The sequence below is a fragment of the Enterococcus sp. DIV0008 genome (assembly GCF_050542615.1).
Lineage (GTDB): Bacteria > Bacillota > Bacilli > Lactobacillales > Enterococcaceae > Enterococcus_D > Enterococcus_D innesii.
Map to the genome: position 1 here is coordinate 432,935 of NZ_CP172937.1, position 22,872 is coordinate 455,806.

The following is a 22,872-nucleotide window of genomic DNA, read 5'->3' on the forward strand; positions in this document are numbered from 1 at the left end:
AATTTAAATTCTTGCATTCTCTGGTGAAGGGTGTATAATGACACAGTGTCATATGACATCGTGTCATATTGAGAGCTGTGATTTATTTTAATTAGAAAGGAGATGCTTGTGATGCCGACAGATACATTTTTTCACTTGCCGCCGGAAAAACAAAAGCGCATTTTAAATGCGGCGAAAAAAGAATTTTCCAGGCTGCCTTTGAAAGACGCCTCGATCGCCAATATCATCAAAGATGCCGAAATTCCTCGGGGGAGTTTTTACCAATACTTCGAAAACAAAGAAGATCTTTACTACTATTATTTCCATACGTTGAAAAAAAATAGTCAGCGAGACCTGCTGAAATCGATCCAACATGAAAATGGGGATCTATTTGCGGGGTTCGAATGGTACTTTTCACGGATGATCGCCGAAGTTTTTAAAGGCAAAAATGCAAACTTTTACCGCAATTTATTTATGAGTATGGATTATCGTTCCTTCCATAAAGTCGTGCCCGAGATGCAGCACAAGATGCATCAAGAACACAAAGCCGATCGGCAGAAGCAGCAAGCCATCTTTTTGTCAGAGATCGACAAAGATTTATTGAAAGTCAAAGACGACCATGAGTTGAAAATGCTGATCCAGCTGCTGATGCATACCGTCTTTTCGACGATTGCCGAAGCCTATCGCCAATCAGCGTTTGATCCAGACTATGATCCTGCCGAAGCGATTGCTGATTTCAACAGTAAAGTCCGCTGGTTAAGAGAGGGCGCAAAAAAAGAAAGAGGGGAAACCTATGATTAAGCTGATAAAACGCGTATCCGTCATTTCCATCATCATGGCAGTGGTGTTTATGGTGATCCAAGTCGTTTCTGATTTGTATCTACCGACATTGACTTCCAATATTATCAACAATGGGGTGGCGACAGGCGACATTGATTACATTTGGAAAACCGGCTTTTACATGATCGGCTTTTCATTAATCAGTATCATCGCCGCTTTAGGAAATACGTATTTCGCAACAAGAGAATCACAAAAATTAGGACAAAAACTACGTTCGGACATTTACCAAAAAGTTGAGAATTTTTCTTCTCGTTCTTTCGATAAATTCGGGACCGCATCATTGATCACACGGACCACCAACGACGTCAACCAAATTCAAATGGTGACGCAAATGTTTTTACGTATGATGATCAATGCACCGATCACACTGATTGGGGCGAGCTTCTTGGCCTATCAAAAAGATGCCCAATTAACACGAATCTTTTTAGTCGTTATTCCTATCATGCTGGTATTGGTCGGTGGTATTATGTATTTTGCCGTTCCTTTATTCAAAAGTATGCAAAAGAAAACCGACCGTTTGAACTTAGTCTTTCGTGAAGGCTTGACGGGGGTCCGCGTTATTCGAGCATTTGATAAGACGGATTATGAAGCGAATCGCTTTGATGAAGCCAACAAAGATTACACCCACACCGCGATTAAAGTAAACACCATCGTGGCCTTGATGATGCCATTGATGACGTTGATCATGAGTGGGACGAACATTGCCATCACATGGTTTGGTGGTCATTATATTGCAGAAATGACCTTAGAAGTCGGGAACTTGATTGCGTTTATGACCTATGCAATGCAAATTTTGATCAGCTTTATGATGCTGTCCATGATCTTCGTGATGGTGCCAAGAGCCCAAGCATCGGCTGACCGGATCAACGAAGTCTTAAATGAAGAAGATGAAATTCTCGATCCAAAAACACCAGCGACATTGAGCTTACAAGGGGATCAAGCAACCTTGACCTTTGACCATGTGGCGTATCGCTACCAAGGCGCTGAGAAATTGGCGTTGGAAGATATCGACTTCCAAGCAAAATCTGGTGATTTTGTTGCCATCATCGGTGGGACGGGTTCAGGGAAAACGACCCTAGTCAATCTCTTGCCTCGTTTGTACGATGTGGAGTCTGGTGCAATCAAAATCAATGGGGTCAATATTGCAGAAGTTACCCAGCACAATCTACGAGAAGCCGTGGGCTTTGTTCCACAAAAAGCGGTACTGTTTTCTGGTACCATTCGTGAAAATATGAAATACGGAAAACCCGATGCGACAGACGAAGAAATCTGGCAAGCATTAGAGATCGCCCAAGCCAAAGATTTTGTCTCCGAACTGGCAGATGGCTTAGATAGCCGTGTAGAACAAGGCGGCGGCAACTTCTCTGGTGGACAACGTCAACGTTTAGCGATCGCTCGTGCGTTAGTGAAACAAGCAGATGTCTATGTCTTTGATGATTCCTTCTCCGCACTGGACTTCAAAACCGATGCCAACTTACGTGCAGCGCTGAAACGCGACATGCAAGACAGCATTATGGTCGTGGTTGCCCAACGGGTCAGCACCGTCATGGATGCCGATACGATCTTAGTATTGGATGAAGGACAACTCGTAGGAAAAGGAACCCATGAATCATTAATGGCAGACAATGAAACCTACCAAGAAATCGTTTCTTCACAATTGAGAGAGGAGGATCTTGCATGAGTGAAAAGAAAACAACAACACAACACCGTGGCGGACCAATGAGTGGCGGTCCGGGCCGTAACATCGGTGCCAAAGGACCAAAAGCCAAAAACTTTTGGGGAACGGTCAAACGGCTTTTCGGTTACATGTCGAAACGCTCTATCGCTATCATTGCCGTCTTCGTTTTAGCGATCGCAGCCGTGATCTTCCAAATCCAAACACCGAAAATTTTAGGGGAAGCGACCACTGAAATTTTTAAAGGGGTCATGATCGGTGCACAACAGATGCAAGCCGGCCAACAGGTGACAGAATTTCCTATCGATTTTGAGAAAGTTGGTCAAATCATTTTGATTGCGATCGGCATGTATGTGATTTCAGCCGTCTTCAACTTTCTACAACAGTTTATTATGACTCGTGTCTCGCAACGAACGGTTTATGAGCTGCGTCGTGACTTAGATGAAAAAATGAACCGCTTGCCGATCTCTTACTATGATACTCACTCAAATGGGGATATCATGTCACGGGCGATCAATGATATGGATAATATCGCAAGTACCTTGCAACAAAACTTGACCCAATTTATTACGAGTGTCGTGACCTTTATCGGGGTTTTGTGGATGATGCTGACGATCAGTTGGCAACTGACTTTGGTTGCTTTAGCAACGGTTCCTTTAAGCTTGGTCGTCGTGATGATCGTCGCACCAAAATCGCAAAAATTCTTTGCGGCACAACAAAAAAGTTTAGGATTGCTCAATGACCAAGTCGAAGAAACTTACGGCGGTCACACAGTTGTCAAAACTTTCAACCATGAAGCCGCCGATCAAGACGTTTTTGAAGAAGAAAATGACCGTCTGTATTCCGCTGGTTGGAAAGCCCAATTTATTTCAGCGATCATTATGCCCTTGATGAACTTCATTAAAAACTTGGGCTATGTCTTCGTGGCTGTCCTTGGTGGGATCAAAGTGGCGAATGGGAACATGACGTTAGGGGATGTGCAAGCATTCTTGCAATACACCAATCAATTCTCTCAACCGATCACTCAAATCGCTAGCTTGCTAAACACCATCCAATCAACCGTTGCATCTGCCGAACGGGTCTTTGAAGTCTTGGATGAAGAAGAAATGAATGATGAACCTTCTGGTCTGCCAGTGGAAGACAGTGAATACAAAGTTCGTTTCGATCATGTTCAATTTGGTTATGCCCCAGACAAATTATTGATGACTGATTTTAATCTGGATGTCAAAGCTGGTGAGATGGTGGCTATCGTAGGACCAACTGGCGCTGGGAAAACCACGCTGATCAATCTCTTGGAACGTTTCTATGATGTTTCTGGCGGCAGCATTCGTTACGATGGCAAAGATACTCGAGACTTGACTCGTGATGAGTTGCGTAGTAATATCTCGATGGTGCTGCAAGATACGTGGTTGTTTACCGGCTCCATCTATGACAACATCCATTATGGAAATGAAAAAGCGACCAAAGAACAAGTGATTGCTGCGGCGAAAGCTGCCCATGTGGATGATTTTGTTCGCAAATTGCCAGAAGGCTATGATACGGTCTTGAATGAAGAAGCCAGCAATATCTCCCAAGGTCAACGTCAGCTGATCACAATCGCTCGTGCCTTCTTAGCGGATCCAGATGTCTTGATTTTGGATGAGGCAACTTCCAGTGTCGATACGCGGACAGAGATTTTGATCCAAAAAGCAATGGGTCGTTTGTTAGAAAATCGGACCAGCTTTGTGGTTGCTCACCGTCTCTCTACGATTCGTGATGCTGACAATATCATCGTGATGAATCACGGGTCTATTGTTGAGACTGGAAATCATGAAGAATTGATGGCACAAAACGGTTTCTATGCAGACCTGTATAACAGTCAATTTTCAGAAGAAGTGGCGTGATCCACTGTTTGTAATGAAAGAAATTCTTCCCCAAATGATAATAAACAGACCGCCAAAGGTTGACTGAAAGAAAGCAGTGATTGTCACTGCTTTCTTTTTTTTTATGAATTTTTGCCGCTTTATTTTAAATATTTATTGCAATTAACTGGATTAAAATGTATATTAATACATAATTTCGAATGAACCAAGACAAGGAGTGAAACCAATGAGTCATCTTTTTCCTAATTACAGCCGTTTGCCCATCGATATCCAGCAAGGCAGCGGCAGCTATGTGGTAGATTCGCAAGGCAAACAATATTTAGATTTAACAAGCGGCATCGGGGTCGTCAATCTCGGTTATGGACATCCCAAAGTGCAAGCTGCTTTGATGTCACAAGCAGAGCAGATTTGGCATGTGCCGAATTTGTATGATAGCCAGCTGCAAGAAGAAGTTGCCCAAAAGCTGACCCAAAATCAAAAGAACGCATCAGACGAGCCGTATCTGGCTTATTTTTGTAATAGCGGTGCTGAGGCGAACGAAGCTGCTTTAAAGCTGGCTCGCAAAGCGACTGGTCGCAGCAAAGTCATCAGTTTTGAACAATCTTTCCATGGTCGGACTTTTGGCGCGATGTCTTTGACTGGGCAAAGCAGTATCCATGATGGGTTTGGACCGTTAGTACCAGAGATGGTTTATGTACCCTTTAATGATCTTGAGGCATTGCAAGCCGTTTTAGATGAGCAGACGGCAGCCGTGTTTTTAGAATTGATCCAAGGCGAAGGCGGCGTGATCCCTGCTGAGGTGGCATGGGTCCAAGCGGTGGCAGCCCTTTGTCAGGAGCAGGGAGCACTGCTAGTGGTGGATGAGATCCAAACCGGGATGGGACGGACAGGAACACTGTTTGCTTTTGAAGGATATGGCATTGAACCTGATCTTTTTACCGTAGCAAAAGGGCTTGGTAACGGGATCCCTGTCGGAGCGATGCTAGGCAAAAGCCACTTGCAAACGGCTTTTGGACCCGGTAGTCACGGTTCGACCTTTGGTGGCAATAAATTAGCGATGGCCGCTGCTAGTGCCGTTTGTAGTGTGTTGCAAGAAGAGGACATTCAAGTCAATGTTCAATTGCGTCAGCAGCAGTTTTTCGACGGATTGCAAGGACTATCTAAGGTGCAGGCGATACGTGGGAAAGGACTGATGATCGGTATCGAATTAGCCGATTCGGAAAGCTTGCAATCCGTGTTGACCCAACTGCGGAACCAAGGCCTCCTCGCATTAAAGGCGGGTACCAAGGTTTTGCGCTTGCTGCCACCCTTAACGATCTCGCAAGAGGAAACGAAAGCAGCATTGGCGATTTTACAAGCGATCTTAGCATAATTGTATAAAAATAGATTTTTTGGGCATTTTTTCTTATAAAAACCGAATAACAGCGAATTTGTTTTGAATAATTTTATAAATAATCATTGACAGAGCGATGGGAGTTTCTTATAATCTTAAGTAAATTCTTTTGAGGAGTGACGTGTTTGAAGGCAGCAATCGTTGGTGTAACAGGGTATACCGGAATTGAATTGATTCGTTTGATCCAGCAGCATCCCCAATTGGAGGTGGGCACCTTGCATAGTCATTCTATGCATGAAAATTCATCAGTTTTGTATCCTCATTTAATTGGACTGACAGAGCAGCTGATCGAACCTTTTGATGCAGAAAAAATCCAAAAGGAAAATCAACTCGTGTTTTTTGCGACTCCTGCTGGAATCAGCAAAGAACTCGCAGCGACTTTTGTCGCAAATGACTTTCCAGTGATTGACCTTTCTGGTGATCTGCGATTGAAGGATCGGGATAGCTATCAAAAATGGTATCACCAAGAAGCTGCACCTACCGAGTTGTTGGCACAAGCGACCTATTCGCTGCCTGAGTTTGCAACGACTCCTGGCAATTTGATCGCCAATCCAGGCTGTTATGCGACTGCTGCCATTTTAGCGGCTGCGCCGTTGGTTCAGCAAAAACTATTCAGCGGTACGTTGATTTTTGATGGCAAGTCGGGCTTGTCGGGTGCTGGTAAGAAATTGACCGACAGCAGTCACTTTGCAACCGCTGCGGATAACATGACGATGTATAAGCCAAATCAGCATCAGCATATTCCTGAGATCATGCAGCAGTTTCAGCAATGGGATCAGGCAATGCCGCCGATCCAATTTTCTACCAGCTTACTGCCTGTCAAAAGAGGGATCTTTATGACGCTTTATGCGCCTATCAAAGACGCGATTTCGCAAGAGGACATCTATGAGCAGTACGTAAAAACGTATCAAGACCATCCGTTTGTCCGAGTGCAACCGTTAGGAAAGCTGCCCGAGCTGCGGCAAGTGACGGGAACGAATTTTTGTGACATTGGCATATGTTTCAATCCGCTGACCCAAGTGTTGACCGTTGTCGCAGTGATCGATAATTTAGGCAAAGGGGCTGCTGGCCAAGCGATCCAAAACTTCAATCGATGGGCAAAGATACCAGAAACGACTGGTCTTATGCAAGCAACGTTATATCCATAAAATAGCCAACAGACGCGTGAGGATACTCGTGTCAGCCAGTGGACAATCCGCAAAAAGGTGGCAAGTAGGAGGAAAGAAAATGAAAGAAATCGAAGGAACGATCGCAACCCCCAAAGGTTTTTTTGCCGACGGTCTGCATTGCGGTCTGAAGAAAGAGAAAGTCGATCTTGGTTGGATCGTCTCTGAAGTGCCAGCCAGTGCTGCGGCAGTCTTTACCACCAATCAAGTACAAGCGGCACCCATTCTCGTTACAAAGGAAAAAATGCAAGCAGGCACCTTGCAAGGCGTGATCGTCAATGCGGGCAATGCCAATGCTTGTACCGGGGAGCAAGGTTTAAAAGATGCACAAGAGATGGCAGAATTGGCAGCAGCCCAGCTACATACGAGTCCCGAAGCCTTTGCGGTAGCCTCCACTGGGATCATTGGTAAGAGCTTACCGATGGAAAAAATCACTGCAGGGATTCAGCAACTAAACAGGCAAGGGGATGCCCACCGATTTCAAAGAGCGATTTTGACGACGGATCTGACTGAAAAAAGCAGTGTCATCCAATCAACGATCGCTGACAAAACGGTGACTGTTGCGGGCTGTGCCAAAGGGTCTGGTATGATCCATCCCAATATGGCCACGATGCTGGCATTTGTTACGACGGATGCGGCGATCGCTCCAGCACTCTTGCAAGCACTGCTGAAAGAATTGACCGACGTTACCTTCAATCAAATCACGGTCGATGGCGATACATCCACTAATGATATGGTGATAGTTTTAGCCAACGGGTTAGCCAAAAATCCAACGATCGAAGCCGATACGCCAGCTTATCAGGAGTTTAAAGGGATGCTCAAAGCAGTTCTGACCGCACTAGCCAAAGCAATTGCGAAGGATGGAGAAGGCGCCAGCAAATTGATCGAAGCTCACACGAGTGGAGCGGTGACGGATGAAGCAGCCCGAATGATCAGCAAAACCATCGTCGGTTCGCCGCTGGTCAAAACAGCCCTCTTTGGCAAAGACCCAAACTGGGGGCGTATCTTATGTGCAGTAGGTTATAGTGGGCAACCCATCGATCCAGCAACGGTATCGATCGCATTAGCCGACATTCCCGTCTTTGTCCAAGGGACACCGGTAGCTTTTGACGAAACCATCATGCAAGAACAGTTGGCGGAAAATGAAGTCAAAGTCGCTGTTGAGCTGAAAGAAGGGGCAGGTGTTGGCACCGCTTGGGGCTGTGATCTGACGTATGACTATGTGAAAATCAACGCACTATATCATACCTAATACAAATCAGGTACTAGACAAAAAGGAGCGAGTAGATGGAAACGATCGTAGTAAAAATCGGCGGTGTCGCCTCAGACAATTTAACCCCGTCATTCTTTGAGACTATAGCAGATTGGCAAGCTGCGGGCAAAAAAGTGGTCATCGTCCATGGCGGTGGTCACTACATCTCAGAAATGATGGAGAAAATGGCGTTGACAGTCACGATCAAAGACGGCCTGCGGGTGACCGACCCCCAGACGCTTGAAGTAACTAGAATGGTCCTTTTGGGACAAGTTCAACCGCTGATCACGACCGCTTTCCAGCAAGCCGGCTTCCATGCCGTAGGACTGAATGCCGGCTGTGATCAACTGATTCAAGGAGAAGTTATCGATGAGGAGAAATTAGGGCAAGTAGGGAAAGTTCAACAAATCAACGCTGCTTTCCTGCAGCTCTTGACAGAGAAAAAACATGTTCCGATCTTGGCACCGCTAGGAATTACCCCAGAGGGGCAATGGCTGAACATCAATGCCGATGAAGTAGCGTGTCAGGTTGCTGCCAGCTTGCAAGCCGAAAAACTGTATTTGTTGACGGATGTTCCTGGCATCAAACAAGAATGCAAGTGGTTATCCGCTGTTTCTTTTGAAGAGATCCCCCGCTTGATCGCCGAAGAAGTAGTCACAGGCGGCATGTTGCCCAAACTAAAAAGCGCCGAAAAAGCGTTGAAAGCAGGGGTCGCCTCTGTTTGTATCACGGATCGTGTCGACCGTTTGGGCACTCAGATCTTAGCTGCAACTCCAGCAGCAGCTGTTTGCGGTTAAAGCCTTTAGCGGCAATCCAACGCCTGTCTTCCCCTCGTAAGATTGCAAAATTCTGACTTTTCTGCGCTTTTCTTCTTGTTTTCTCCAAAAAAAGAATAAAAGAGGTAGGGATTTCATTTGCTAGAATTTCGTTTTATCAGTACAATGAGTACATATGTAAGTAGGGGGAGAAACAATGACAGATTTCTTATTGGGGAGCAGTACGAAGTTGCTGACTGTTGCAATTCGGGTAAAAGACCGCGATCAAGCGATTGCCTTTTATCGAGATGTACTTGGCTTTGAGCTGAAAAGAGAAGAAAATGAGTTGGCCATTTTTGGTCTAAAAGGATTAGATAGAGAAGTTTTATGGTTGGAAGAAAGCCCACGTGCCAACGATCATTTCGGTGAGATCAAAAAGATGCAGCGCATCGTCTTAGCTGTATCCTCGCTAGAAGAAGCGGCAACTATCGCGAGCAATGCCCAACAAAAAGCGATTGCTTTCGAAGAAGCTCGTTATGAAGCGAATCAATTAGGCTTCCTGATAGCTGATCCAGAAGGGAACAAAATTGAAGTCTCATTTACAGCACCCGCAGGAACTGCGTTGCCAAAAGACGAAGCAGAATTGATCAAAGCGGCACCTGCAAAAGCGGCTGGCTTATCAAAAGAGGCTCATTTTGGCAAGCTGTATTTAAACGTCAGTGATCTAGCCAAAGAGCAGCTTTTCTTAGAAGAAAGCTTAGGCTTGAAAACAAAAGAAGCCGAAACAAAGGAATTTATCCTCAATGATGGTGACTTCCAAGTTGGCTTGACTGAAGCACAAGGTGGTACGATCGACTTACCGAGCCATGAGGTGCTTGGCTTAGACTTCTTGAAAATCTCTATCAGTCAAGAAGATATCGATACATTGGAAAAACACTTGTCTGAGAAGAATCAAGCGTTTTTCATCGACAAAAAACGGAAATTGTTGACGACCTACGATGCCATCGGTATCGAATGGTGGTTTATCGTTAAAAAATAATAGGTTATGAAAGAAAAAGCAGAGAGGGCGATTCTCTGCTTTTTCTTTTTTTTGTCAAAAAAAGAAACTTTTGTTTTTATTTCGCACGAAAGAGTGCAAAAACCTGTTACATCGATTTGAAGACCAATCATTGAAAAAACGGTAGTTTATCTGTATTAGCAGAGCAGGTCCAATCTATTTGAATTTTCTTGTTTTGTTATTTAATAGTTTAGGTGCTTGCTTTAAAACTTAATATAATAGCCATTATGATTCAAAAAAAGAAAACATTATATTGAATTGTGGTTATTCTTAATTTATAATAAAAAAGAATCGAGATTCGATGGACTCTGGACGCAGAGGTTGTTTGTTGTTTTAATGTATGCGGTTTCTTTTGGTGGTGAGCAGTAACGGGAAGACAAGGAGTAGATGTGATGAAAAAAAAGGGGATACAGCGGTATTTTGCTCAATGGGATCTTCAGCTTATGGTGCTGCCGGCGATCTTACTGGTAGGTATCTTTAGTTATATCCCAATGTACGGGATTTTGATGGCGTTTCAACAGTACAATATTTTTGAGGGAATGGCAGGAAGCCCTTGGATCGGTTTTGACAATTTTCGTCGCTTTTTTAGTGAACCACGCTTTTGGGAAATCTTACGCAATACCATTATGATCAGTGTGTTAAAGATCGTCATTTGTTTCCCGGCACCGATTTTGCTGGCATTGATGCTTAACGAGGTCAAGAATGTTGCCTTCAAGCGTGTGGTGCAGACGATTACTTATCTCCCACACTTTTTATCATGGGTGATCGTGGCAGGGTTTACGATGTCGATTTTATCGATGGATAACGGTAGCTTAAATATTGCTTTGGAGAGTTTAAACCTGATCGATGAACCAATCAACTTTTTATCGATCCCCCGTTATTTCTGGACGATCATCGTTACGACGAATCTTTGGAAATCGATTGGCTTTGGCTCGATCGTCTATATGGCAGCCATTGCTGGGATCGATCCGCAGTTGTATGAAGCAGCATCCTTAGATGGTGCGACGAAATTTCAGCAAGTTTTTTTGATCACGTTGCCTTCGATCATTCCAATCATTACGATCTTCTTGATCTTAGAAATTGGCAACTTGTTAAATGCGGGCTTTGAAGATTTGCTTTTACTGGGGAGCAATCCAGCTCTTAGGAATGTGGCGGATGTCATTGATACCTATGTGTATCGGGTAGGGATCAGCAATTCTCAATATTCATATGCAACAGCTGTTGGTTTGTTCAAAGCAGTCATTAGTGTCACGCTTTTGAGCGGAGCAAACTTTTTCGCACGCAAAGTCGGTCACAGTCTATGGTGAGTAGCAGAGGAGGAAATGAGCAATGAGGAAAAATTGGGGCGACCAAGCGATGATGGTTTTCATCTACGTATTTTTGATAACGCTTGCATTTCTAACGTTTTATCCTTTCTGGAATTCGCTAGTGATTTCCTTTAATTCTGGTCGTGATACGGTAACTGGTGGCATCACTTTTTGGCCAAGAGAATTTACGTTGGAGAACTATCAAATCGTCTTTCAAGACCAGCGCTTGATGAATGCCTTTTTCATCAGTGTCTTGCGGACCGTGATCGGGACATTTTCATCAATCATGCTGACAGCGATGGCGGCTTATGGGATGTCAAAAAGAGAATTGATTGGTCGGAAATACATTACGATCTTCTTCATCCTCACGATGTTCTTCAGTGGCGGCTTGATCCCAACCTTCTTAGTGGTACGTTCACTAGGATTAATGGATTCTTTTTGGGTAATGATCATTCCTGGATTGATCAGTGTTTGGAATATGATCATCTTCCGAACGTTTTTCCAGCAACTGCCGAAAGGGTTGGAAGATTCAGCGAAAATTGATGGTTGCGGGTATTGGGGGACATTTTTCCGGATCATTTTGCCACTATCAGGTCCAGTTATTGCCACACTCTCGCTGTTTACCGCAGTTGGACACTGGAATGATTGGTTTATGCCAAGTATCTACATCACTTCGGATCATCTGATTCCCTTGCAGACGTTTTTGCAGCGAGTCTTGAATTCGAACACGGTGAGTTCGCAAATGAGTCAAATCGATTCTGGCTCAGCTGCTCGTTTGGCAGATATGACTGGTGTTACCGGAAAATCCTTATCAATGGCAATCATGATGGTGGCGACTTTGCCGATCGTAATGGTTTATCCGTTTGTTCAAAAGTATTTTGTAAAAGGTGTTTTGATTGGTTCATTGAAAGATTAGCATAGCAGGTGGCCCCTTTTGATAGAAGGGGAGAGCAGTAAGAGTTGAAAGGGGATAAAAGAATGAAAGCAAGGCTATTAAAAGGAGTACTGTCAGTGACTGCAATGAGTCTTTTGCTGGCAGCTTGCGGCAACGAGTCCGGAACAAGAGAAAGTGATGCAGCGGCACCGAGCGAACGTGACAGCTCGGAAGTATTTGAGCTTGGTAGTGAACCGCTGGAAATCACGATGTTTGGTAATTATGATTGGTATACGATGGATCGTTGGGGAGATGATCCAGCAACTGCTGCCATCAAAGAACTGACCAATGTAGATATCCGGGCGATCGACGGCGGCGGGAATGCAGCACAGCGGCTAAGTACAATGATCGCCGGTGATGATCTGCCTGATTTTATCTGGCTTGATCGTGGGTCAGATGTGGAACGGTTGCGAGAAGCGGGGGCCTTAGTACCGTTTGATGATTACTTGGATAAATACCCGAACTTGAAAGAATGGGCCGGCGAAGAAATCCTCAACATGTTGCGTTCAGAAGATGGTAAGCTTTATCAATTTCCAAACTGGTATAGCTCTGAGCCTTTTGGCAATGCGGGTTATGTCGTCAATAAAGAGATTCATGATGCTTTAGGAGCGCCAGAATTGAAAACAACCGATGATCTTTATGAGTATTTGAAAGAAGTTCAAACAGAGTTTCCTGATATCATTCCATTTGAAACAGATGTCAGCGGACAAGGGATCAATGTCTTGTACTCCGCCTTTGCGGAAGGGCGTTCACCAGCAGATATCCGCATTCGGGCTGTCCCTCAAGGCGATGCTTTGACCTCGATCTTTGCCAATGAAAACTACGTAGAATCGATTGAATATGCGTCAAGATTGTACCGTGAGCGCTTAATGACCCAAGATACCTTAACGCAAGATGCAGATATGGTGGCAGAAAAAGTAACCAGCGGTCGTGTAGCAGTTTATGCTGCTGCCAGTCCATCGAATCATGCCCGCGATGCCCACTACATCTTGCAAGAGCAAAACCCGGATGCGGGGTATTTCTATATCGAACCAATTGCTAAACCAGGACTGGATCCTGACAATATCTTCCCAGGTTCCTATGAAATGCTAGGGTGGAATGTCAGTGTCATCACTAGAAATGCAGAAGACCCAGAAAAAGTCTTTGCCTTCTTAGATTGGTTAACAGGGCCATTGGGTCAGTCGATCCTGATGTTTGGACCAGAAGGGCAGTATTGGGATGGCTTCGATGAAGAAGGTTATACAAAGTTCACAGATGCCTACGCAGAAGATGCTGCCGGCGTTTCAGAAATCGAGCAAGCAACATCAAGTTTCCAATGGAACGGCAACTCCGCCTTTTTAGACAATACTAAAACAAAATTTGAATTAAATCTTCCCGAAGATCAAATGAACTGGGCAACGAAATGGCAGCATGCCATTACTTGGGACACGCAAAAAGATGACACAGAATTTGCGGCGATCAACCCGATGCCAGACTCACCAGAAGGAATTATTCAGCAACGGATCAATGATATTTTTGAAGAAGCCAATGCTTCAGCGATCTTTGCTGATAGCGATGAAGAAGTGCGAGCGATCTTTGCTGAGGCAGAAGAACAAGCGCAAGCAGCCGGTTATCAAGAATTGCTGGATTATCAAACAGCGAAATGGCAGCAAAATCTACAAAACTTAGCCCGCTAGAGGACAAATCAGCTGAGTAGAGAAAGGAGCCGGACTGATGGGAAATGAACGATGGTATCGTTGGTATGGTGCCAGTCAAGCGATAGCTAGTATGTTGCTTGTGAATGGCTACTGGTTGCTGTTCAATCTGCCCGTTCTATTGCTAGCTTTGGGGCTGATTTTCCCCAGCTCTCCTCGTCAGTTTCTTTTCTCTTTGATTGGTTTGATCATTAGTTTTCCTAGCATTCTTTTGCCAGCGACCTTTGCTTTATTTGGCGTCATGCGGCGCTGGTTGTACTATCAAGAACCACGACAGGCCATCGGAGGGACCTTTTGGCGGCTCTATCAGGAAAATTATCGGCGCAGTGTTGCCGCAGGCCTCTTTTTCGGTAGTCTCGCTTTGCTGCTGTTAGGCTCTTTTCGGCAAATCGATTCCTTTCAGCTGCCCTTATTGGCTGTCGGCTATTTGTTTTTAAGTATCATCTTGCTCCTGTGGTTACTGTATTTTATCTGCGACAGTGTGCATTTGGCGGCACCCTTGCGGACTGCGTTGATCAAAAGCTTTTTCATCATCTTTTGGGCACCGTTCCAGACGCTGATGTTGCTAGGAATGTTGAGTGGACTCGCTTTACTGCTTGTCTTGATCCATCCCTTACTCGCTGGATTGATCGTAGGAGGACTAGGCAGCCAATGTGCTTGTTACAGTTATTTGAGAATTATTCAAAAGGCGCAAGCAAAAGCTGCACCAGCCGATGAGTAATCTATGTAATACTGATTAGAAAAAAATCTGAAAACTATCCTTAATGGGTAGTTTTTTTCATTGGCGAAAAGTGCTAAAGTTAGAAGCAAGACAAGCCTGAAAGGAGCGAGTATGGAACGATGACAATGTACCCAGAAACAGTACAGCTCATACAAGAAAAAATGCCGACCGTTTTCCCGGGAGCGGTGCTGCGTTTTATCGCCGGGGAAACCCAAGAGACCCATGTATTCGGGCAGGCAGCGCTTCTTCCGAAAACCGAACCTATGACGAAAGAGCATTTGTTTGATTTAGCCTCATTGACGAAAGTCATTTGTACAACCACCGTCCTGCTAAGACTTTGGGATCAAGGGGAAATCGAGATGGAGGTACCGCTTACTCGTTGGTTGCCAGCGTTTAAAGACGATCGGGTAACGATCAAGCACTTGCTGACGCATACGGCAGCCATCAACACGTGGATTCCTCATCGAGACCAGTTGGGTGCTGCTGCCTTGCGTAAGGCGTATTTGCAGCTTGAAAGCAGTGATACGATCGGTCAAACGGTCAACTACACGGATACTGGTACGATTTTGCTGGGCTTTTTATTGGAGGAGCTGTATCAAAAACCAGTGACCAAGATTTTTCAAGAAGAAGTCTTGACGCCTTTAGGCATGAAGAACAGCGGCTTTCCGCCTTTTCCTCCTTCACAGCTGCCATTGATCGTGCCTACCCAGCAGCAGCCAGACGGCAGTATCCTTAGAGGAATCACCCATGACCCAAAAGCACGAGTGCTGGGAAACCATGCCGGCAACGCCGGGTTGTTTTCTACCGTGGATGATTTGACGCTGTTCGTTCAACTGTTACTGGCAAATGGTCAGCAGCAAGGGGCGCCGTTTTTCTCAGAAAAAGTGATGCAGGCGCTGGCTCAGAGGCAGACGCCTGAAAGCACAAAGCCCCGCACCTATGGCTGGGACTTATTGGGTGCGCCGTACCAATTATTTCATACAGGCTATACAGGCACGTTTCTCGCAGTAGATATCCCTAACAAAAAAGCGTTTATTTTCTTATCGAATCGGGTCCATCCAGTGGATCATCGAGAAAGCTACTTGGGTCATCGTGACGAAATCCTGCAATGTTACTTAAAAGAATCTGCCGAATAAGCGGATTCATGCTATAATATGCACGAACAACTAGAGAGGGGAACAATTATGGAACCATTGTTTATGAAACCTGTTTTTCAAGAAAAAATTTGGGGCGGCAGTCGCCTGCATTCTGTTTTTGGTTTTGATTTACCGAGTGACAAAATCGGTGAAGATTGGGCGATCAGTGCGCATCCTCATGGGGTGAGCGTCATTGAAAATGGTCCGTTTAAAGGCAAAACATTGGCGGATCTTTGGCAAGACCATCAAGAACTGTTTGGACATTCAGACGAACCAGTCTTTCCATTATTAATTAAAATTCTAGATGCGGAAGATGATCTATCCGTTCAGGTCCATCCTGATGACACGTATGGGCTAGCCCATGAAGGGGAATTAGGGAAAACGGAATGCTGGTACATTATTGATGCCGAACCAGGTGCGGAAATCATTTATGGCCACCACGCACAAACCAAAGAAGAACTTGCGGAAATGATCGAAGCGGGTCGTTGGGATGATTTGTTAACAAAAGTCCCTGTGAAAAAAGGCGATTTCTTCTACGTGCCAAGTGGAACGATCCATGCCATTGGGAAAGGGATCATGATCTTAGAAACCCAACAAAGCTCGGATACGACTTATCGGGTGTACGACTATGATCGTACTGATGATCAAGGACAAACACGGGAGCTGCATATCCAACAATCAATCGATGTGACGACGATTCCTGCACGGACGCCAGAATTATCGATCCGTGAAGTCAAACAAGGACAATCAGCAGTCGTTACCTATCTTGAAACGCCATTTTTCAATGTGTATGAATGGGAAGTACGTGGGAAATTATCGTTGGCACAAAAGGCCGATTATACCTTGATGACCGTGATCGATGGGTATGGGCATTTGATGATCGACGGTCATTCCTATGAACTCAAAATGGGCACTAGCTGCATTTTGCCAAATCCGATCAAGAAATGGGAATTGGTTGGTGAATTGACTGTCATTGCCTCTGAACCTGGAAAAAAATAAAACGATCAGTAAGTGACGTGAGCCGCACAAGCAAAACAGCACACGTTCCTGATTTTTCGTAAGGCTGAACGCGTTCAGCTACCTGTCATCATTGGCGATTTTTCCGCTTTTGACTGACAGGTTTTTTCGTATGGACACTCACGATAGACGTCTGAGGAAGATTTGTTATAATGGCAGTAATGAAGGATAGGTGAAAAGAATGGTTTACTTAGATCATGCAGCAACGACACCGCTGCACCCAGAAGTGATCAAAGTGATGAGTGAGACGATGCAGACATTTTTTGGCAATCCATCAAGCATTCATCATTATGGTCGAGATGCCCACACTCAATTAGAATTGGCTCGTCAAGCGATCGCTCAGCAGCTAGGGGTCAAGGAACATGAGATCATTTTTAACAGTGGAGGTACCGAAAGTGATAATACAGCGATCATCGGTACAGCCCTTAGCAAACAAGCACAAGGCAAACATATCATTACGACCCAGATCGAACATCCGGCGGTCATTGAGAGTATGCGCTATTTAGAAGGCTTAGGCTTTGAGGTGACCTATTTGCCCGTAGATCAAAAGGGGCAATTGGCCGTCAGTGAAGTTGAGGCTGCCTTACGTCCCGATACGATTTTAGTATCCATAATGACGGCAAACAATGAAACGGGCAATTTGTTGCCGATTGCAGAAATTGGCGCCCTTTTACGGGAGCATCCCGCCGTTTTTCATACCGATGCCGTGCAAGCTTATGGCAAAATCCCGCTTGAAATCAATGAAAATAGCATTGATCTCCTAAGCATTTCGGCTCACAAAATCAACGGACCAAAAGGGATCGGCTTTTTGTATAAACGAGATGGTTTGTCGCTACCTTCGCTACTCCATGGTGGCGAACAAGAAGAAAAACGGCGAGCAGGGACGGAAAACTTGGCAGCCATCATGGGAATGGCCAAAGCAGTTTCTTTGCATACCCCCGAAGCGCAGCAAGCAGCGGCAGAACAATATCAAACGTTTGCCGATGTACTGATGGATACCTTAGCAGCACAAGGCGTCGATGTTCAGTTGAATGGCGATCCAGCACACAAATTGCCGCATATTTTGAATCTACGTTTCCCAGGTGTCAGCAGTGACTTGCTGCTGATGAAATTGGATTTAAAAGGGGCCGCCATCTCCACGGGCAGCGCTTGTACGGCGGGCAATGTGGAACCCTCCCATGTGCTCGAAGCGATGGTGGGCAAAGAGCATCCAGCTATCCGGGAATCGGTCAGAGTCAGCTTTGGCTATGGCAACACATTGGCGGAAATCGAAGCATTTGCTCAGCTATTAGCAGAAACTGTCTTAGCAACGAAAAAGTAGGAGAACAGCTAGCAATCTCGCTGAAAACTATTTATAATGAAAGAAATGATGTTAAAGAGGTGAAGAACATGGCATTTGAAACAACAGCAACCGTTTTAGGCGCAGCAACCCAATACCGCATTGCTCCTGAAGCAAAAAAATATACGTTGCGGGATAATGGCTTTACAGAAACGAACGGCGGCAACTTCCAATTGATTCGCGGCCTTGAAGCAACACCCCAAAGCAAAGAAGGCTTTAAATTAAAAATCACTGTTGCAAAAGATCTGCAAACCTTCAAGATGTCCATCACGACAGCCAATGGGTTAAAAGCAGTCAATATTTTCAAAGATGAACAGCACAAAATGCTGCAAGAAAAATTTTACTTTTTAATGGATGGTTTTATCAGCCGCGGGTTGTTTGTCAAAGCGTAAGCTTTTGTCAAAAGCAGCTATACCGTTCAAAGGGCAAGAAGTGTGTCACTCCGCCAATCAGGCATGGGATTGATACACTTCTTTTGTATCTTTGGCGGTTTCTTTTTATACTATAGAAAACAAACCCTAGGTGTTCGCAGGAACAGGATGAGTTAAGACGAGAAAGAGGGAATCAAGATGAAACGAACCTTAAACAAGCAATCAGTGCTAGCCGTCGGCATGGGGACTTGGCATATGGGGGATGACCCTGCCAAGGAAAAAGCCGAGATCGATGCGTTGCAAGCGGGCATCAAAGCTGGAGCGGCTGTCATCGATACCGCAGAAATGTACGGCGAGGGAAACGCAGAAACGCTAGTTGGCAAGGCGATCCAACCCTTTACCCGAGGGAATCTTTATTTGATTTCAAAAGTTTATCCCTGGAATGCCTCCGCCGATGAATTGCCAAAAGCTTTAGACCGCAGCTTAGCGCGTTTAGGCACCGACTATCTTGATCTGTATCTGCTGCACTGGCGAGGAGATGTGCCGTTAGCAGAAACAGTTGACGCACTAGAAGCTGCCAAAGCCTCTGGAAAGATTCGTGCATGGGGCGTCTCTAATTTTGACGTGGCAGATATGGAGGAGCTGTTGCGGTTAGAAAACGGCGATCAATGTGCCGCCAACCAAGTACTCTATAATTTAGGTGCCCGGGGGATCGAATACGATCTTTTGCCTTGGCAGGCAGAGGCTGAGATTCCGGTGATTGCCTACTCACCCATTGCTCAAGGCGATCGGCTAGGGCACCACTTCAAAAATGATGAAGTCTTGAAAGAGCTGGCAGAAGCCAAAGGCTGCACGATCTTTCAGCTGCTTTTGGCATGGACCCTTCGACAACCCCACGTCTTAGCGATCCCCCAAACCAGTGACTCGCTGCATATGCTGCAGAACATTGAAGCTGCCAAAATCATTTTTTCCAAAAGCGAATTGGCAGCAATCGATGCGCGTTTTCCTGCACCGACGAAAAAGCAGCCGTTAGCGATGATTTGAAGACCCTAATCACAGAAAAAAGCAGTAAAGTAAGGAGCGACTATGAAATTTTTTACGTCTGATACCCACTATTTTCATGCAGCCTTGCTCGGGGACAATGACTTTGCCCCACGCCCCTTTGAGACAGTGACACAAATGCATGAAACGATGATCGCCAGCTGGAATGAGGTGGTTGCGGATAAAGATGTCGTTTATCATTTAGGGGATGTCGCGATGCACCCTGATTACGAAGCGGGCTTTCCAGAAATTGCGGCACTGTTAGCACAGCTGCAGGGCAAAATCGTTTTTATCAAAGGCAATCATGATACCCGGGCTTTCTTTGCGTACTTGCGCAAGCATGATCCTGGTTGTTTGGGAGCCCAAAAGTATGCGTTTGAAGATGTTGGTGTCTTGCTGAAGTTTGCTCATCAGCAATTTATACTGACCCATTATCCTATGCTGCTGGGGATCACCAAAAACAGCCGCAATCTGCATGGGCATATCCATCATCACAGTGTTCCAATTGCTGAGAATCTCAACGTAGGAGTCGATGCGCCGGAATTGGCGTTTCTGCCGCAGCCGCGTCCCTTCGGTCGACCAGTTTCCGAAAATGAACTGGCGGTGCTGTATCATGCAAAACAACAAGAACTTGCCAAGCTAGCTCGTTAACAGATAACAAGAAAAGCAAGCATCCAAACAGATTCGGGTGGCTTGCTTTTTTTGTGATGACTTTGACAGCAAGCTTTGATTAAGGAAATTTTTTTGATAAAAATAAACTTTATATGTAAAAAATAATCGATTCCAAGAGTTATTATTTGATGGATATTTAAGAAATGTGTATGCTTTAAGTAGAAAGCAGTAAAGGAGGTTGCCAATGCGTAAGATTTCTAAAGTGATTTTTATCATCGGATTACTTTTACTCTTACTTGTCTTTTATTTTGGGATCATCGCCAATCAGCAAGCGGCTTCATTGCCTGTTTACTTGATTCCTTTGGATGAATATCCTTGGGTCGGATCTTCCATGAGTATGCTGCTCTTTTGGTTATCTGTTGGCTTTGCCATTTTTACCGTGATCGCGCTCTTTGTCGTTTTGTTTTATCCAAAACGTTCGGACCGCTTGATCATTTCCCATAAGACAGGCGATTTAGTGATTCAGAAGAAGGCCTTAGAGCATTTTGTGCTCGAGCGGGTGAAACAAGCAGATTTCATCCATCAGCCATCGGTAAAAATCAAAATCGTCAAGAATAAAGTAGCGGTAAAAATCGATGGAGAAATGAAACAAACAGCAGCCATCCCGCAAAAACAAGAAGCTTTGGTTGGTGAGATCAGCAGCAGTCTGCAGCAGCTTTTCGGTATCGAAAGCAATATCCAAACGGAAGTTGTTTTAAAAGATACGCAAGAAACGCCAGCAGCCCATGACCAACCGCGTGTAGTTTAGGAGGAACAGGTATGAGTGAATGGTTCTACCACTATAAGATCCCGCTTATCTTTGCAGGTTTCGGTTTGATCCTAGCGATCCTGTTTCTAACGATCGGCTTTTTGAAAACCATACTGCTGGTGCTATTTACGGCACTAGGTACGTATCTGGGATTTTATCTCAAAGAAGTCGGATTCTTTGAACAATTTCAAAGACCGCGCCGTTAACTTTGGTAACATTATTAGTTTAATTTATATCAAGATTATAGTAGGAGGAATGTACGATGGAAAACCAAACAAAACCAACAACAGGTGTTAAAGGAGAATTAACTTACGAAGATAAAGTGATTCAAAAAATCGTAGGCATTGCATTAGAATCTGTAGACGGACTCTTAACAGTCGATGGCGGTTTCTTCTCAAATATTGCAGGTAAATTAGTCAACACCGATGATGTGACTTCAGGGATCAATGTTGAAGTTGGGAAAAAACAAGTGGCAGTCGATCTTGATATCGTTGCAGAATATGGCAGCGACATGACCACGATCTACGACCAAATCAAAGAGGTTGTTTCAACACAAGTCAACAAAATGACGAATTTAGAAGTCATCGAAGTAAACGTGAATGTAGCAGATGTCAAAACACGTGAACAATTCGAAAAAGACTCTGAAACAGTTCAAGACAAAGTAAGCAGTGCGGCAGAAACAACTGGCGACTTTGCGTCAAAACAAACACGTAAAGCCAAAGGTGCCTTCAACCGGACAACGACGCGTATTCAAGAAAACAACGAACCACGCGTTCAATAATAGCAAGATCAGCAAAAGACTAGCTTCGGCTAGTCTTTTTTTGTCCCACAAAAGGTGTATTTTTGCAGCTTCAGCCGATCAGAACATCAAAGCCAAAAGCTCCAATAATGGATTCCTTCTGCTTGAAAGACATCGTTAGGATAGCTTTTCTCATAATGGGCTTTTTCGGGGGAATCATTAGGATCGAATACTTGGATATTTCCTTCTTTGTTCAAAGCCAATACCATGATATGTCCGGATGTCGTAAAGGTTCCTGCTTGAACCGAGACCACAACGGGGATGCCTTGTGTCATTTTCTCATAGGCAGCCTCAAATGAATCCCCTAAATCGGCAAATTGGTAACCAAAAGCTTCGGCAAATTGAGGAAAGATTTGCCAACTGGTTCCTTGTTTGGGAAGATAAAATTGATCGCCAGCCCACTTTAATAGTTTGTCAGGATTCGGCGGATGATCCGTCCAAAAAGCATCGATCATGGCTAAAGAAGCAATAGCGCACCCGTTTGCCGCAAACGTATTTTGCTCTTCTCCATATCCATACGGGTTATTGCCCCAGCGTTGATCGGTTTGTACAATCAACGGCACTTGCTGCGTGTCTGCCATCGCTTGTTGAATCGCTTGATTGGCTTGGCGAGTGAACTGTTTTGAGACAAGCGCTGTCTGATCAAACGTAGCATCCCTGACCTGATCAATCACGTAATGAATGACAAAAACACCACCGATGAGAAAAAGCAGCAGTGCAAGGCTCTTCTTTTTCTTCCCATCGTTTCTCCTAGTTTTTGATGTCCTTGTGTGCGATCGCATGAAATGCCCCTCCTCGTAAAGTAGTATCTAAGAGAAGTATAGTCTTTTTCTAATAAGAGCATTTCTGCATTTCCTGAAGAATTTCATACGATTTTATGACAACCACCATTTGAAAAGTAAGTTGTTGCTGTTTGAACAGCTGTCGATGACAGACACAAAAGCAGCACTTCCTCTATTTGGCTGAGTAGGTGGAATAACGAACAGTTACTTCTCTCCAGATGTCTTTTCTAAAAAAGGAATTTTTAAGAAAAGACAGTAAACAGTGAAGTTTTTTGTGTTTTGTTGTATAATGCAAATTACTGAAAAGTTGCGACCTTCAAATCGTAGATGAT

22 protein-coding genes are annotated in these 22,872 nt (G+C 44.6%); 21 read left to right on the plus strand and 1 reads right to left on the minus strand.

The features are described 5' to 3' along the window. Nucleotides 1-111 precede the first annotated feature (111 nt). From IGI84_RS02065 to IGI84_RS02165, 21 genes are all read left to right on the plus strand, one after another. Nucleotides 112-780, plus strand: a complete 669-nt coding sequence (locus IGI84_RS02065) for a TetR/AcrR family transcriptional regulator (protein ID WP_077453958.1) — start codon at nt 112-114, stop codon at nt 778-780. Beyond that, nucleotides 773-2,500 (plus strand): ABC transporter ATP-binding protein, encoded by a 1,728-nt coding sequence (locus IGI84_RS02070; RefSeq protein WP_081118275.1) that lies wholly within the window; start codon nt 773-775, stop codon nt 2,498-2,500. The genes IGI84_RS02065 and IGI84_RS02070 overlap by 8 nt, the downstream gene beginning before the upstream one ends. Then, nucleotides 2,497-4,377, plus strand: coding sequence for an ABC transporter ATP-binding protein (locus tag IGI84_RS02075; RefSeq protein ID WP_430600656.1), 1,881 nt, complete (start codon nt 2,497-2,499; stop codon nt 4,375-4,377). Before IGI84_RS02070 ends, IGI84_RS02075 begins: the two co-directional genes overlap by 4 nt. Nucleotides 4,378-4,582: 205 nt before the next feature. Further along, the gene (locus tag IGI84_RS02080) at nt 4,583-5,728 is read left to right on the plus strand and encodes an acetylornithine transaminase (protein ID WP_081118277.1); all 1,146 of its coding nucleotides are present in this window, start codon (nt 4,583-4,585) and stop codon (nt 5,726-5,728) included. Nucleotides 5,729-5,874: 146 nt separating this feature from the next. Next, nucleotides 5,875-6,897 (plus strand): N-acetyl-gamma-glutamyl-phosphate reductase, encoded by a 1,023-nt coding sequence (gene argC / locus IGI84_RS02085; RefSeq protein WP_220426289.1) that lies wholly within the window; start codon nt 5,875-5,877, stop codon nt 6,895-6,897. Nucleotides 6,898-6,976: 79 nt separating this feature from the next. Continuing rightward, a complete protein-coding gene (gene argJ / locus IGI84_RS02090) occupies nt 6,977-8,167 on the plus strand; it encodes a bifunctional glutamate N-acetyltransferase/amino-acid acetyltransferase ArgJ (protein ID WP_081118279.1) in 1,191 nt (396 codons plus the stop codon). Nucleotides 8,168-8,202: 35 nt separating this feature from the next. Continuing rightward, nucleotides 8,203-8,964 carry an acetylglutamate kinase gene (gene argB / locus IGI84_RS02095; protein WP_081118280.1) on the plus strand — a complete coding sequence of 254 codons (762 nt, stop codon included), beginning with the start codon at nt 8,203-8,205 and terminating at the stop codon, nt 8,962-8,964. Between the two features lie 175 nt (nt 8,965-9,139). Beyond that, complete coding sequence (locus IGI84_RS02100; protein ID WP_081118281.1) at nt 9,140-9,961, plus strand: VOC family protein; 822 nt, start codon at nt 9,140-9,142, stop codon at nt 9,959-9,961. Between the two features lie 410 nt (nt 9,962-10,371). Further along, nucleotides 10,372-11,286 carry an ABC transporter permease gene (locus tag IGI84_RS02105; protein WP_081118282.1) on the plus strand — a complete coding sequence of 305 codons (915 nt, stop codon included), beginning with the start codon at nt 10,372-10,374 and terminating at the stop codon, nt 11,284-11,286. Between the two features lie 22 nt (nt 11,287-11,308). Continuing rightward, nucleotides 11,309-12,202 carry a carbohydrate ABC transporter permease gene (locus IGI84_RS02110; protein WP_081118283.1) on the plus strand — a complete coding sequence of 298 codons (894 nt, stop codon included), beginning with the start codon at nt 11,309-11,311 and terminating at the stop codon, nt 12,200-12,202. Between the two features lie 62 nt (nt 12,203-12,264). Then, nucleotides 12,265-13,896, plus strand: a complete 1,632-nt coding sequence (locus IGI84_RS02115) for an extracellular solute-binding protein (protein ID WP_081118284.1) — start codon at nt 12,265-12,267, stop codon at nt 13,894-13,896. Nucleotides 13,897-13,933: 37 nt separating this feature from the next. After that, a complete protein-coding gene (locus tag IGI84_RS02120; protein ID WP_081118285.1) occupies nt 13,934-14,635 on the plus strand; it encodes a YesL family protein in 702 nt (233 codons plus the stop codon). Nucleotides 14,636-14,754: 119 nt separating this feature from the next. Next, a complete protein-coding gene (locus tag IGI84_RS02125) occupies nt 14,755-15,771 on the plus strand; it encodes a serine hydrolase domain-containing protein (RefSeq protein WP_081118286.1) in 1,017 nt (338 codons plus the stop codon). A 45-nt stretch (nt 15,772-15,816) separates the two neighbouring features. Next, nucleotides 15,817-16,770, plus strand: coding sequence for a mannose-6-phosphate isomerase, class I (manA, locus tag IGI84_RS02130; RefSeq protein ID WP_170920124.1), 954 nt, complete (start codon nt 15,817-15,819; stop codon nt 16,768-16,770). Nucleotides 16,771-16,969: 199 nt separating this feature from the next. Beyond that, nucleotides 16,970-18,109, plus strand: coding sequence for a cysteine desulfurase family protein (locus IGI84_RS02135; RefSeq protein WP_081118287.1), 1,140 nt, complete (start codon nt 16,970-16,972; stop codon nt 18,107-18,109). 68 nt (nt 18,110-18,177) lie between these two features. Next, complete coding sequence (locus IGI84_RS02140; protein WP_005232263.1) at nt 18,178-18,519, plus strand: DUF1831 domain-containing protein; 342 nt, start codon at nt 18,178-18,180, stop codon at nt 18,517-18,519. 177 nt (nt 18,520-18,696) lie between these two features. Beyond that, a complete protein-coding gene (locus IGI84_RS02145; RefSeq protein WP_081118288.1) occupies nt 18,697-19,542 on the plus strand; it encodes an aldo/keto reductase in 846 nt (281 codons plus the stop codon). Between the two features lie 42 nt (nt 19,543-19,584). Further along, nucleotides 19,585-20,190, plus strand: coding sequence for a metallophosphoesterase (locus tag IGI84_RS02150; protein WP_081118289.1), 606 nt, complete (start codon nt 19,585-19,587; stop codon nt 20,188-20,190). A gap of 205 nt (nt 20,191-20,395) precedes the next feature. Further along, the gene (amaP, locus tag IGI84_RS02155) at nt 20,396-20,959 is read left to right on the plus strand and encodes an alkaline shock response membrane anchor protein AmaP (RefSeq protein ID WP_081118291.1); all 564 of its coding nucleotides are present in this window, start codon (nt 20,396-20,398) and stop codon (nt 20,957-20,959) included. An 11-nt stretch (nt 20,960-20,970) separates the two neighbouring features. Beyond that, a complete protein-coding gene (locus IGI84_RS02160) occupies nt 20,971-21,165 on the plus strand; it encodes a DUF2273 domain-containing protein (protein WP_005232259.1) in 195 nt (64 codons plus the stop codon). Between the two features lie 56 nt (nt 21,166-21,221). Then, the gene (locus IGI84_RS02165; protein WP_005232258.1) at nt 21,222-21,740 is read left to right on the plus strand and encodes an Asp23/Gls24 family envelope stress response protein; all 519 of its coding nucleotides are present in this window, start codon (nt 21,222-21,224) and stop codon (nt 21,738-21,740) included. Between the two features lie 86 nt (nt 21,741-21,826). Here the strand turns inward: IGI84_RS02165 and IGI84_RS02170 are convergent, their stop codons facing one another. Continuing rightward, nucleotides 21,827-22,540 carry a C39 family peptidase gene (locus tag IGI84_RS02170; protein ID WP_081118292.1) on the minus strand — a complete coding sequence of 238 codons (714 nt, stop codon included), beginning with the start codon at nt 22,538-22,540 and terminating at the stop codon, nt 21,827-21,829. Nucleotides 22,541-22,872: the final 332 nt, after the last annotated feature.

Coding starts and splice junctions, on each gene's coding strand:
- IGI84_RS02065 (WP_077453958.1), top strand. CDS start 112: ATGCCGACAGATACATTTTTTCACTTGCCGCCGGAAAAACAAAAGCGC.
- IGI84_RS02070 (WP_081118275.1), top strand. CDS start 773: ATGATTAAGCTGATAAAACGCGTATCCGTCATTTCCATCATCATGGCA.
- IGI84_RS02075 (WP_430600656.1), top strand. CDS start 2,497: ATGAGTGAAAAGAAAACAACAACACAACACCGTGGCGGACCAATGAGT.
- IGI84_RS02080 (WP_081118277.1), top strand. CDS start 4,583: ATGAGTCATCTTTTTCCTAATTACAGCCGTTTGCCCATCGATATCCAG.
- argJ (WP_081118279.1), top strand. CDS start 6,977: ATGAAAGAAATCGAAGGAACGATCGCAACCCCCAAAGGTTTTTTTGCC.
- argB (WP_081118280.1), top strand. CDS start 8,203: ATGGAAACGATCGTAGTAAAAATCGGCGGTGTCGCCTCAGACAATTTA.
- IGI84_RS02100 (WP_081118281.1), top strand. CDS start 9,140: ATGACAGATTTCTTATTGGGGAGCAGTACGAAGTTGCTGACTGTTGCA.
- IGI84_RS02105 (WP_081118282.1), top strand. CDS start 10,372: ATGAAAAAAAAGGGGATACAGCGGTATTTTGCTCAATGGGATCTTCAG.
- IGI84_RS02110 (WP_081118283.1), top strand. CDS start 11,309: ATGAGGAAAAATTGGGGCGACCAAGCGATGATGGTTTTCATCTACGTA.
- IGI84_RS02115 (WP_081118284.1), top strand. CDS start 12,265: ATGAAAGCAAGGCTATTAAAAGGAGTACTGTCAGTGACTGCAATGAGT.
- IGI84_RS02120 (WP_081118285.1), top strand. CDS start 13,934: ATGGGAAATGAACGATGGTATCGTTGGTATGGTGCCAGTCAAGCGATA.
- IGI84_RS02125 (WP_081118286.1), top strand. CDS start 14,755: ATGACAATGTACCCAGAAACAGTACAGCTCATACAAGAAAAAATGCCG.
- IGI84_RS02135 (WP_081118287.1), top strand. CDS start 16,970: ATGGTTTACTTAGATCATGCAGCAACGACACCGCTGCACCCAGAAGTG.
- IGI84_RS02140 (WP_005232263.1), top strand. CDS start 18,178: ATGGCATTTGAAACAACAGCAACCGTTTTAGGCGCAGCAACCCAATAC.
- IGI84_RS02145 (WP_081118288.1), top strand. CDS start 18,697: ATGAAACGAACCTTAAACAAGCAATCAGTGCTAGCCGTCGGCATGGGG.
- IGI84_RS02150 (WP_081118289.1), top strand. CDS start 19,585: ATGAAATTTTTTACGTCTGATACCCACTATTTTCATGCAGCCTTGCTC.
- amaP (WP_081118291.1), top strand. CDS start 20,396: ATGCGTAAGATTTCTAAAGTGATTTTTATCATCGGATTACTTTTACTC.
- IGI84_RS02160 (WP_005232259.1), top strand. CDS start 20,971: ATGAGTGAATGGTTCTACCACTATAAGATCCCGCTTATCTTTGCAGGT.
- IGI84_RS02165 (WP_005232258.1), top strand. CDS start 21,222: ATGGAAAACCAAACAAAACCAACAACAGGTGTTAAAGGAGAATTAACT.
- IGI84_RS02170 (WP_081118292.1), bottom strand. CDS start 22,540: ATGCGATCGCACACAAGGACATCAAAAACTAGGAGAAACGATGGGAAG.